This window comes from Mucilaginibacter gilvus (genome assembly GCF_004054195.1).
Taxonomy (GTDB): Bacteria; Bacteroidota; Bacteroidia; order Sphingobacteriales; family Sphingobacteriaceae; genus Mucilaginibacter; species Mucilaginibacter gilvus.
In genome coordinates this window covers 233,370-245,427 of the sequence record NZ_SBIW01000008.1, presented here as the reverse complement: position 1 = coordinate 245,427, position 12,058 = coordinate 233,370, and the positions used below count along the sequence as shown (strand labels likewise).

General features: G+C 44.6%; 12 protein-coding genes. 3 read left to right on the top strand and 9 right to left on the bottom strand.

Translation table 11 applies throughout. The annotated features are described in order from the left end of the window. Nucleotides 1-172: 172 nt before the first annotated feature. A complete protein-coding gene (locus EPL05_RS17920; protein ID WP_128535358.1) occupies nt 173-415 on the top strand; it encodes a hypothetical protein in 243 nt (80 codons plus the stop codon). 56 nt (nt 416-471) lie between these two features. On the opposite strand, the gene EPL05_RS17915 is transcribed toward EPL05_RS17920, so the two are convergent. The 6 genes from EPL05_RS17915 to EPL05_RS17890 all read right to left on the bottom strand — a co-directional run bounded on the left by EPL05_RS17915 (nt 472) and on the right by EPL05_RS17890 (nt 6,684). Then, a complete protein-coding gene (locus EPL05_RS17915; RefSeq protein WP_128535357.1) occupies nt 472-891 on the bottom strand; it encodes a hypothetical protein in 420 nt (139 codons plus the stop codon). Nucleotides 892-915: 24 nt separating this feature from the next. Further along, entirely contained in the window at nt 916-1,437 is a 522-nt protein-coding gene (locus EPL05_RS17910) for a hypothetical protein (protein ID WP_128535356.1), read from the bottom strand. A 93-nt stretch (nt 1,438-1,530) separates the two neighbouring features. Then, nucleotides 1,531-2,256 (bottom strand): DNA repair protein RecO, encoded by a 726-nt coding sequence (gene recO, locus EPL05_RS17905; protein WP_128535355.1) that lies wholly within the window; start codon nt 2,254-2,256, stop codon nt 1,531-1,533. Then, nucleotides 2,246-2,614 (bottom strand): diacylglycerol kinase family protein, encoded by a 369-nt coding sequence (locus tag EPL05_RS17900; protein ID WP_128535354.1) that lies wholly within the window; start codon nt 2,612-2,614, stop codon nt 2,246-2,248. Before EPL05_RS17900 ends, recO begins: the two co-directional genes overlap by 11 nt. A 30-nt stretch (nt 2,615-2,644) precedes the next feature. Next, the gene (locus tag EPL05_RS17895) at nt 2,645-4,666 is read right to left on the bottom strand and encodes an ATP-binding protein (protein WP_128535353.1); all 2,022 of its coding nucleotides are present in this window, start codon (nt 4,664-4,666) and stop codon (nt 2,645-2,647) included. 497 nt (nt 4,667-5,163) lie between these two features. Continuing rightward, nucleotides 5,164-6,684, bottom strand: coding sequence for a CotH kinase family protein (locus EPL05_RS17890; protein WP_128535352.1), 1,521 nt, complete (start codon nt 6,682-6,684; stop codon nt 5,164-5,166). Between the two features lie 169 nt (nt 6,685-6,853). Here EPL05_RS17890 and EPL05_RS17885 point away from each other — a divergent pair, with 169 nt between their 5' ends. Then, entirely contained in the window at nt 6,854-7,630 is a 777-nt protein-coding gene (locus tag EPL05_RS17885) for an SDR family oxidoreductase (protein ID WP_128535351.1), read from the top strand. Here EPL05_RS17885 and EPL05_RS17880 read toward each other — a convergent pair. The 3 genes from EPL05_RS17880 to EPL05_RS17870 all read right to left on the bottom strand — a co-directional run bounded on the left by EPL05_RS17880 (nt 7,627) and on the right by EPL05_RS17870 (nt 10,566). Next, a complete protein-coding gene (locus EPL05_RS17880) occupies nt 7,627-8,424 on the bottom strand; it encodes a S1 family peptidase (RefSeq protein ID WP_243837330.1) in 798 nt (265 codons plus the stop codon). The genes EPL05_RS17885 and EPL05_RS17880 overlap by 4 nt on opposite strands. A gap of 184 nt (nt 8,425-8,608) precedes the next feature. Continuing rightward, nucleotides 8,609-8,821, bottom strand: coding sequence for a hypothetical protein (locus EPL05_RS17875; RefSeq protein WP_128535349.1), 213 nt, complete (start codon nt 8,819-8,821; stop codon nt 8,609-8,611). 89 nt (nt 8,822-8,910) lie between these two features. Beyond that, the gene (locus tag EPL05_RS17870; protein WP_128535348.1) at nt 8,911-10,566 is read right to left on the bottom strand and encodes a M28 family metallopeptidase; all 1,656 of its coding nucleotides are present in this window, start codon (nt 10,564-10,566) and stop codon (nt 8,911-8,913) included. A 177-nt stretch (nt 10,567-10,743) separates the two neighbouring features. Between EPL05_RS17870 and EPL05_RS17865 the strand changes: the two genes are divergently transcribed. Beyond that, nucleotides 10,744-12,033, top strand: a complete 1,290-nt coding sequence (locus EPL05_RS17865) for an HAD-IB family phosphatase (RefSeq protein ID WP_128535347.1) — start codon at nt 10,744-10,746, stop codon at nt 12,031-12,033. Nucleotides 12,034-12,058: the final 25 nt, after the last annotated feature.

The following is a 12,058-nucleotide window of genomic DNA, read 5'->3' as shown; positions in this document are numbered from 1 at the left end:
CTATAGACATTATATTTGTGCGTTATTAAACCAATTATAAACCAATCGTTCTTTATGATTTAATAATAAGATCAGTAAAAAGCAAAAAAAGAGAGAGCCCCCACAGGTTCTCTCTTTTCGTTTTTAGAAACATGATGAAGCTTTTTGTGTTATACCTACAAACAGCTAAACCATGATTGACGAGAAAGACACCCACCCTGCAGATAAAGACGGTAAATACGAGTTTATTATCCATTACTCGGGCCGCGAGGTTCCATGTACAGTAGTTAAGGAACAAAACAAGCTCAACGTTTGCATAGAAGACAATATCAGCTCCGAACTCACCTTAAATGACGATGGCACACTGATACAAACCGGCGGCACCGACCTGGCCGATTCGGCAGTGGAATTTATCAAAAAAAGAATTATAGGATAGTATAGCATTCATCCGCCGCGGGCGCTTTGTTCGCGGCCAACACTATCTACTGTCAATTACCGCAGCGCCAAACTATTACCGGCACCGGCTACACCTTTTACATGCAGCGATATTAAACTGGCGTGCTTCATGCCAAGCGTTTCCCCCGGGATATTACAAAGGTATTGCTTTATGTAACTGTTCATGACAGCTGTGGACTTAAGGATGTAATTATCCCGGTATGTCCCCTCAGGGAAAGCGGTGAGTGGTTCACCGTAATACATTTTGCCTTCTTTATCAACATACACCGAAAAGGAGTAATCAAAATCTCCGTAAGCTTTATTGATGGTAATATTGTATTCCGGGTCCATGTAGTCGGCAGAGGTATTATTATTATTTAGCGCCAAATCGGCTACGTTTGTGAACTTGTGAACAGCCACCCGTGGGCTTTTGCTAATGAGTTGCACAGGTTGCTGAGCAGCAAAGCTGTTTTTCATATCCAGGTTTGCCTTTGCTACCAGTTACATTACAAATAATGTATCCTGCGTTTTATAATGCTGCAGCGTAGCGGCGGTAGTGTGCAGCTTATCAGTGATGTATTCATCGGCATAAAATTTCATAAAAACTTTGGCGCCGCCTACGTCAAGGCTGTCGTTTTTGGCGAGGAGTAATTCAAACACCAAACTATCCTTACTCATGTGCCGCATCTTCAGAAATGAGTGGTTGGTGTAGATCACCGAATCGAACCCGAGCGCCAACGGGAAATTAAGAAAGGTCTTTTTAACCGGGCTAAACAACGCTACCGAATCGTCTGACACAAAGCGCATCCTCCAATCAGGATTCAGATGATACCCGTACTCGTTAAATGAGAGCCCGTTTTGCTGCGTGCGCGCCACTTCGGTGTAGGTGATACCCTCTATCGATTTAAAAGATATTTGCTTTTTGTTGGCCTTTAAATTTGGGTTGCTTTTGCAGCCAGTTATGGCCAAACTTGCTAAAAATAGCAGGGCAGCAGTTTTTATCGATATTGTTTTTAAAGGCATATGTGTAATTGTGCCTGTAAGATAATGATAGAAAACGAATTACAGAAACTACTATTGTAATGTACGGCACTAAAATTCGAAATCGAAATTAACTTACCCCAACACTTCCTCCAGCACCTCGTGCGATTTAATATAACCGAAGCCCTCTATATGCATGGCATAATATTCCAGCAGCTTATTGATGAGATATCGGCGTTCGTCGTTACTTAGTTTAATATCCTCTATTTTACCAAACCCACTCTGTAGCAGCGCTTCAAAATTTTTGGTATGCGGTGGCGAGAGGTACGATAGGCTATCGGGCCGGTAATTGCTGAACACGCCGTTCTTCATATCAAAATAATTAGCCCCTGATGCGCCTTCGCTATGCGGATAAAAGCCTAAATAGCGCGTTAGCTGAATAAGGAACACAAGGTGAAAATTAGCCAGCCCACGCGTAGCATTATCCAGCCATTCAATGGCGTTGAAAATAAAATCGAAGATGTTCTCATCCGGCGTTTGCTGCTTTACGGCTTTGTACAGCACCTCGTTTAAAAACATGGCGAGGCAGCTTTTAATAATATCATACGGAATGCTGAGCAGCACCGGGGCGTTCTTCAGTTCGGCAATGCGCTGGATATTACCGGCAGCTTTATGGTACACAACCATATCTATCAAGTGCAGTGGCTGCAGCATGTTACGGCTTATTTTTGCCTTTGGCTTTTTTACCCCGTTGATGAGGTAGGATTGCAGTCCGAATTTTTCGGTAAAGATCTGTACCACTACGCTGCTTTCGCTATAATCGGTAGTTTTAAAAACAATGCCGCGGGTTTTATGCAGCATAACCCACAAGCAATAGAATTTTTGGCAGGAAAATGATAAGGCCTGTTATAAGCGCGAAGAAAGCCACCACCAATACAGCGGCTGCGCTAATGTCTTTTACATGCCCTGCAAGTTTGTTATAACCCGGTGATACCAGGTCGGTTAGGGTTTCTATACCGGTGTTGAGCAATTCAGTAAGCAGCACCATGGCAATACAAAGCAGGATCCAGTTCCATTCGGCGGTGCTGATGTGCAGATAAAAGCTTAAGCCAATAACCGGCAGGGCAGCAAACACATGCACCCTAAAGTTTATTTGAGTAGCAAAGGCGTATTTTAAACCATTAAAGGCAAAGCCAAACCCGCGGATAAATTTTTTCATTACCTGTTAAGATACGCAAATCTGCACAAATTAATTTACTGGCAGCGTAAAGTAAAAGGTTGATCCCTCCGCCTTTTGGCTCTCTACCCCGATCTTGCCATCGTGGCGATGCACAATTTCGGCACAAAGGTACAGCCCGATGCCAAAGCCCGATACCGTTTGCGTATGGCTGCTTTCTACGCGGTAATAGCGGTCGAAGATCTTTTCAATATCCTGCGGCTTTACCCCCATGCCCTCATCTTTCACGCTTATTTGCGCCATGTTGTTTATCAGCCGGCATTCTACCTGTATGTTTTTGCCCCGGGGCGAATATTTAACAGCGTTACTTAACAAATTAGATATCACCGATCCTATCTTATCCCGGTCAGCATTTAACATTAAGGGTTCCGAATGGGTAAAATTAATATTATGGCTGGCTATGGTAAGCCTGGCATCGTCAATCATCTCGGCAACCAGCTCATCTAAGGCAAAGTCGTGCTTATTTAAAAATATCCTACCCGATTCCAATCGCGATACATTTAAAAACCCATTGATCATGGTGCTCATTTTTTTCACCTGCGTATTCACCTTTTCCAGGGCACCAAGGGTAAAGCCATCATCATTATTACGGGCCTTGTTATAAAGCATTTGGGCGTAAGCACTCAGCGATGTAAGCGGGGTTTTAAGTTCATGGCTCACCATACCTATAAAATCGTTCTTGCGCATTTCGTCCTGCTTTTGCTCGGTAATATCAATAATAAGGCCCGAAAAGTGCGAGAGCTTTCCGCTATCATCAGGGTACAGTTTACCGTAAGCGCGTACCCAGCGTTTCTTTTGGTCGTGGTGCCCTATTACGGGATGCTCCATTACATAATCGCGCCCGGTTGTAATCGCTTTTTCAACTGCTTTCATTACTTTTTCTTTATACTCATCGGGGATAGCCGCGGCCGCCATTTCGTAAGTAACCTCTTCATCGGCGTAGTAGCCAAACTGTTCCTTCAATCGCGCCGAAACTACAAACTCACGTGTTTCCACGTCCAGAAACCAGGTGCCAACATTGGCTGCTTCGAGGGCAAACCGTGTTTTCTCTTCGGCCTTCTCTAATTCCTTGCGGGCTTGCACTTGTTCGGTAACATCAGTGGCCACCACAATAATACCTGTAGTGTTGCCTTCCGCATCTTTAAACGGGTGATTAATAAAATTATAAAAGCCCTCTTCCATACGCCCATTCCGTTCCAGCATTACCTTCGCCTCGTTACCAAAGTAAGGCACATCGGTAGCGTAAACCCCCTGCATTATTTTGATGAAGGGTTGGTCCCGCAATTCGGGCAGGGCGTCCTCCAGGCGTTTGCCCAACACACTCTTATCTCTACCCCACAATTGCAGGAATTTATCATTGATCATATCCAGCACCATATCGTAGCCTTTGAAAAGCCCGATAGCAACTGGTGCCTGCAATATCATGTTGCGGAAATTGGCTTCGCTTTTGGAAAGCGCCATTGTGCGCCTGGCAACACGGTCTTCCAATTCGGTATTTAATTGTTCCAGCTTTTGCTGGGTATCTTTTAGTTCTTTGTTGGTTGCGCTAAGTTCCTCAATAGTTGTGGCAAGTTCTTCGTTAAGGGACTGTTCCCGCGCCAGCGCCGCCTCTGTTTTTTGCGCGCTTAAAAGGGCTTGGTGTTTTAAATAACGGTCGGTAACATCAGTAGCCGTATGCAACAGGCAATAGGTTTCGCCCTGTGCGTTTTTAATGGCTCTGTAGGAGAAATCGAAATAAAACGTTTGCAGCTTTCCGTTTACAACCAGGTCGGCCGGGGTATTCACATCCTCATGGGTGATGCCGGTATTTAAAACAGCCTGCATCATGCCGATGAATGGCTGTCCCTTCAGTTCGGGCAGGGCTTCCTCCAGCGGAAGGCCAATTACGCTCCTGTCTTTACCCCAGATAGCAAGCATAGCATCATTTGCCGTTTGCACGGTTAGCGCCATAGTACTATGTATCGCAGTTGCATTATGCGATAATGATAAAATTTCCAGCAGTTCATCACTACTAAACCTGGAACTACTATTCATTTAAACGATGTAAAGGATTTTATTAATAAGCTATAATTAATGGCATGGAGATAACAACAATAACGAAGCGTTCGTTTATTGCAGTTTGTCAAAAAAATAGTTCTTATTTAGGGGATAAGACTGTAAATATAATATACTTTGGGTAACAATAAAAAATGTTGTTACGACACTTTTTTCCTCCCTGTCAATTCATCTTTTAGTAATAAAATGAAGCTGATGCAACCCGCCAGGCCAAAACCACCAGATGCTCATCTTAATATATCAAACAAAAGCGGATTTTTAGGGGCCGGCACCCAAACTACAATTGCAAACAACAGTATGGAGACAGCAAGAAGTAAGATGGTACGGGTAACCTGATTTTTCATTGGCGAAAGATATTAAATTTTCGCGACACACCCCCGTGCCACGCCCTCCAAACGAGAAGGCAGCACAGAGGCTTCTTCACTATAGCCATCACCTAAATAACAGCCGCCTGGGAAAACTTAGGGATGGATATGCTATTTAATATTCGCATCCAGCCAGGCAATGCGCTTTGTAAACCAATCTTTTACATGGGCCACCTCTTTAGGATAAGTGCCTAAAACAACAGGGTTTGGCCAAACATAGGTATTCAGAATATTCCACCTGCGAAAATTTTTCCGTTGCGAAAACTCAAAGCTGGCTTCCGTTTTATCCAGATTATCCAGCATTGCGGGGATAGCGCCCCCTTTTAATTCGGCCCATTTAGCCTTCACCTTAGCCGCGAAGGCAGGGTCATCATAAAGGCGGCCTATCCACCTCCCGTCCTTCACCCACCAGCCTTCGGGTTTTACCGCGTCGCTATAGTCTACATTACCGGCACCGAGGTCAAAATCCCAGGCGGGGCCCATACCCAATTTACCGCCCCTGTCTTTATAATAAAACATGCTCGAAAACTTTTGCGCGTCCTGGTTTTTAAATATTTCGTTCACCAGGTACCAACTGATAAACGAATCTACATTGATGTACTTGGCGTATCCCTTATCCGCGTCAGCAAAATCTGCCGAAAATATGGCGTTTTCGGTATCCTGTATATAGGTTTTAATATAAGCCAACTGTTGCGTATTGGGTGCCTCGGGCGAGCGCAGATTCATTGGAAGGTTTTTGTCTGTTACCCAGTTCACTATTTCGCCGTTACGCTGGTCCAGCTCAATTAAATACCCCCCGGTGATAGCTGTAGTGCTTACATCGGTCGTCTTAAGTTCGGGGATATTTACCCGGGCAGCATTAATTTCCACCTGTTCGGTAAGCGTGTAGTTGCCTACCTGGTCGCCGTTCAAAATAACTTCTACCGGCATACCGTGAGGTGCAAAATCAGACTTCGCACCCTGTGCCAATCCAAAGGCAAGGTAATTTCGCATCAATGTTTTATCGGCATAGTTTGCCAGCAGCACCCAATTTTTAGCGCTTGCTAAACCAAGCACTTTATTCTTTGTATCAAACTTTAGCCTGTACGGTTTTTTAGGCATATCCCAGGTAGAATTGCCGCGGCCTTTTATTTGCAGTGGGATGCTTTTCACCTCCTGATCATATAAGCCCATGGTGTTGATATTAAGCGTACCGGTTACATAATCATCTTTAGAAACTACCGGCCCCGAGGTGGTAATGGTAAACACGGGCAACCCGGTAAAATTTGAGATAGTTACCGTATACGTTTTTACATCGCTGCCATTGTTCACGGTATAAACAACGGGTTTAGAAAAATCGTTGCGGGTAACCGCTGTGGTTTGTATCACGCCAGCTACTTTTACCACGGCCCCGGCCTTTGTAGTAAAAGATGGTACAAAGTTCATATCGCTTTCGGGCTCGGGGGTGGCGCCGCTAAGTTTATCTCCGTTAGCCTCAACATATACGTCCTCGCTTATCTTGCCGGTATTATTTTTTGTTTCTAACAAAAACACAAAATCTGGCGTATTATCTATTAGAGGTATCTTTGGCGCATCTTTTTTACAGCCGAGTGCAAATAAAACAAGACACAGGAAAGTAAGGGTTTTTTTCATAATTAGGTTTATACATAAAAAAGCAGGCCGCAAAGCTACTCGCCTGTGTAAAATATATGTATAGTATTGTTTGGTTTATATTGGTATATAACTGGCACCTAAATTATGATATTTTATTGATAATTAAACGAATGCGCAGAATGAGTAAAATAACTATCATTGCATACTTATGGATTTGAAACTGCACAACAAAGTAGCCCTGGTACTTGCGGCAAGCAAGGGCTTGGGTAAAGCAATAGCCACTACTTTATCTGCCGAGGGCGCGATAGTAGTTATTGGCTCGCGCGATAAAACTGCACTGGATAAAACCGCTTCCGAAATAACAGAGCTTACCGGCAACCAAGTGCTGGCCCTAACCGTTGATGTATCTGACGCCGGCGAAATAGCCGCCTTTGTTAAACAAGCAGCCGATACCTTTGGCCGGATTGATATTTTACTGAACAATGCCGGCGGGCCTCCCTTTGATAAATTTGAGAATTTTGATGATGAACAATGGCTACAGGCTTTCAACCTCAACCTGATGAGTGTGGCGCGTACCAGCAAACTGGTGCTGCCTTACATGAAACAAACCGGCAGTGGGCGCATTATCAACATCATTAGCGGGTCTGTAAAAGCGGTGCTGGCCGGCTCGGTACTATCCACCACCATGCGGATGGGTGTGGTGGGTATGGCGAAATTGATGGCCGATGAATTTGGGCCTTACAACATCACCGTTAACAACGTTTCGCCGGGTTTAATACTTACCGACCGGATAAAACACACCCTACCTAAAGATGTTGATACAGAACAGGCCATGAAGGACAAAGCCAAAAGCATCCCCCTCGGCCGCATTGGCGACCCGGAAGAACTGGCCGCCTTAGTAGCGTTTTTAGCATCCGAAAAGGCGAGCTACATTAGCGGGCAAACCATACAGGTGGATGGTGGTGCGAGCAGGGCGATATATTAAATGAACATAACTGAACGTAATTCTAATATTCGTTCAGCCTTAATTACATATCCTAAATTAAGCATCAATTGAGTATTACTTATTGGCTGCTTAACAGTTGGAACATCAATCACTTGAATCTCGCCGCTTGCTGTATATTGGGGCCCCGCGTATAGCAACCCAAGTAAATATACGCGAGCTCCCATATTAAGGCCGCCATTTTTGGGTGAATAGCTGTTAGTGTTAAATATCAAAACAGGCGAACCACTTGACCCTGGAAAGCAAGCTGCGTCGATCACAAATTCTTTTATTCCACGATAGTCCATTGCCGGATGAGTAGCCGTAGAACCTCTTCTGAAAATAGGTTTATTATTGAAATTATCCCATAGGCCATTTGGGTATCCAACCATAAGTATATCTTCTACTGCATTAAGCTCTTTGAGCTGCTCTATCGTTGGAATAATTGTTTCATCCAAGAAGATTGTGAAGACCTTTATTTTTTCGTTATCAAAATGGTTAAAAGCTTGCCCCGTTGAAATCGCGCATAAGTCCACACTTGGATCAGGGTGATATATAATGGAGTTTGACAGGTTGGCGAAGTGTATTTCAAAATGTTTGTTGTCAATAGGATTCCCATTTTCATCCGCATGACAAACAACTATTTGGGCAAAAGTCATATTACTGACTACGTGCTTATTTGTAATTATAACTGGTGCAAATACGCTCTCACTTATTTTAAATCGAAAATGAAAACCTGTCCCTACACTGGATTGGCCTAAGTTGTTCTTACATTCTATCCTAACAGTTGAATACATTAACTGTTCTGCGGGCGACAATTGCATAATTGTATATTTAATAAAAGGTTACATTATTGGAATACTAAAGGCGATAAATTATCTTTCAAAGCTTTCTGTTTAGTGGGCGGCGCAAGTGGGACGACATATTAATAAGGAGGTGAATTCAGTAATCGGTATTATTGTGCAAGAGTATTACGAGTTGCTATTGAACAGAGGCTTGTGCATCCTTCTCCCGTTTCCATTGCACGCCCCAACTGAGGGTTGCTATTAACGCGCCGGCAGCCAAGCCGCCCGAAAAACCCTGCATGAAATCGGCCATCTTGTTACCCCGAAAGTAGGGTGTAAAATTTGTTAAGATGAACACGATAACGGCCAAAACGGTAACCACAAGGGCGATATAGAATTTCTTTTTCATGATGGTAAGTTAAGTAAAAACACGAACAAGCACCAACCAACAAATGCCCTAATTCATTCTCATTCGTGAAATTTACTTAATTCGTGAAATTAGTGTTTCATCGATTTTTCGCGTATCGCTTTAAATTCCGAGCCGGGTTTCCAACCGGGGAAAGTGGTTTCGCCCGCAAGCTTAACGCCAAGCTGGTACATCAGATCGGTAGTTTGTGCCATACCGAGGGTGTTCATGCTATCGCTGTAATTGTCTGATGGCTGATGGTAGCGCTGGTCGTTGTATTCCTTAGCTTGCTCTACGCCGTATGCTTCGCCTTTTGCTATGGAGTTTGCACCATTGTGCAGATCCAAAGCGGGCACGCCAACCTTCGCAAAATTAAAATGGTCCGACCGGTAGTAACTGCCAGATCCCGGGGTTTTATCGCCCACAACGGCCCAGCCATATGGCTTGGTAAGGGCAACTACATAATCATCCAAATCATTTTGCCCTTTACCCGTGATGGCAAAATCGCTGGTTTCGCCGAAGTCTGATAGCGCATCAATATTTAGGTCGGCAACGGTTTTATTCAATGGGTATACAGGGTGCGTGCCATAATATTCTGATCCTAAAAGGCCCTGCTCCTCGGCTGTAACCGCCAGGAACACGATGGAGCGTGTCGGTTTATCCTTTGCCTGTGTAAACTTTTTAGCAACGGCTAAAATAGCCGCTACACCGCTGGCGTTATCAACGGCGCCATTGTAAATGCTATCGCCTTTTATTGCCGGCATTTTCACCCCAAAGTGGTCCCAATGAGCCGTATACAGGATATATTCGCCCGGCGCAGTGCTGCCTTTAAGGGTAGCTATCACATTATGCGAGGTAGAGTATTTCAGTTTGTTTTTTAACGTTACCGATACAGAGCTGTTCAATGGCACCGCCTTAAAGTCTTTTTTGCGGGCGTAAGCGCGCATATCTTCGGTAATACCGGCACCGGCAAGCAGTTTTTTGGCGCTCTCTTCGCTTAGCCAGCCTTCTACCTTGCAGCGGTTCATGTGCTTATCGGCCTGTGTTAAATACAGTTTGGAACCTGTAAAGCTATTCTGAATAACCTGCCAGCCGTAGCTCGCCGGCTCCGTTTGATGAACGATGAGCACACCCGCAGCACCCTGTCGGGCCGCTTCTTCGTATTTATAGGTCCAGCGGCCATAATAGGTCATGGTATCACCTTTAAATAGTTTTTCGGGGGCTTTAAAGCCGGGGTCATTCACCAAAACCACAACGGTTTTACCTTTTACATCCAGCCCGGCATAATCGTTCCACTTATATTCGGGCGCTACAATGCCATATCCCGCAAAAACAAGCGGCGAGTTTTTTAACTCCAGCGAGGGCAGTTCCTGGCGGGTTGCGGCAACAAAATCAATCGTAGCTTTCATATCCATAGCTGCCTTGCCGATTACCTGCATGGTTGGCGCGGCGGCGGGGCCAATCTCCACCATCGGCACATCCTGATAATAGCTGCCGTTATTGCCGGGCGCTAAACCTAATTTTTTAAACTGCGATGATATGTACGCGATAGTTTTATCCTCGCCAGCCGTAAATGGCTTACGACCCAGCAAGGAGTCGTTTGCCAAAACGGCTATGTGTTGTTTAATATCGGCAGCCAGCGCCGTATCTGTAGCGGTGACAACTTCCTTTTTCTTATCGGATGAACAGCTTGCCAAAACAGCGGCGAAGCCGGTGATGGCAATAAGAGCGATGGATTTGATCTTCATGGATTTGTGCCTGTTTAAAAATCAAATATATAAAAGGGGCAGATTGTTTGCTTGTATTATATTTGATAGAAAAGGTAAGAGCGCAGGTTATTAACACTGTGGGTAAATAACCTTTTTTGCCGATACCTCCTTCAACCAAAAATTTGCACATTTGCACTTCAGCAGATTTGCACTCCCATGGACCAATATTTCATTATAGATTTCGATAGCACTTTTACCCAGGTAGAAGCCCTTGACGAACTTGCCCGCATTTCCCTTAAAAACCATCCCGACCGGGAAGCTATTTACAAACAGATAGAGGACCTCACCAATGCTTCGATGGAAGGGCGCTTGTCGTTCACCGAAAGTTTGCAGGCAAGGGTGAAGCTTTTATGCGCTAACCGCGACCATTTAAAGCAGCTGATAACGCACCTGAAAAAGAAGGTATCTCCCTCATTTTCGCGTAACACCATTTTCTTTAAAAATCATCAGGACGAGGTACTCATCGTATCCGGTGGCTTTAAAGAGTTTATTATCCCGGTAGTTACCGAGTACCATATCAAAAAAGAAAACATCTACGCCAACACTTTTGAGTTTGACGAAGAAGGCAATATTGTAGGTTACGACCGCGAGAACCCTCTCTCGCAGGAAGGCGGCAAGGTAAAATTGCTGAAAGAGCTTAACCTGCCGGGCGAGATCTTTGGTATAGGCGATGGTTATTCTGATTTCCAGCTTAAGGAATCGGGCATGATCAAAAAATTCTTCGCTTTTACCGAGAACATCGAACGCAAATCGGTAGCTGAAAAAGCCGACCACATCACCCCAAGTTTTGATGAGTTTTTATACATCAACAAACTGCCGAGGGCTATATCTTACCCAAAAAACCGCATTAAGTGTTTGGTAGTAGGTAATATTGACGATGAAGCATTAGCACAAATGAAACGCGAAGGTTACAACCTGCGCCATAAAGACGTTATTGAAGAGAAGTACCTGGAAGAAGCAGGTGTATTATTCTGCGACGAAGCCAACCAGCCAACGCCGGAGCAGATCCAAAACGCGGGCCGCTTAAAAGTGATCGGCTGTTTTGGCAGGATAGGCCGCAAATTATCAGAAGCCGCCTGTGATGCGGGTATCATCATATTCGACGACCCGAAAGACAACCCCCGCAATTCAGATTTTATCCCTAAGAGGGTGATAGCTTTTATGAACGAGGGCCGTACCCACATGAGCTGTAACTTCCCCGATCTGCAGCCGCCACGCAACAACAACGCGCACCGGTTGATCCACATTCACAAGAACGTACCGGGTATCCTCGCTAAAATAAATGAGGTATTTGCCCGCCACAACATCAACATAGTAGGTGAGTTTTTGGTGACCAATAGCCAGATAGGTTACGTAATAACCGATGTAGCCACAGGCTACGAAGCCGGTGTGCTAAACGAGTTGAAAACGATTGAGCATACGATAAAGTTTAGGCTGCTTTATTAGGAGGAGTTTTAATATCGAATGATGA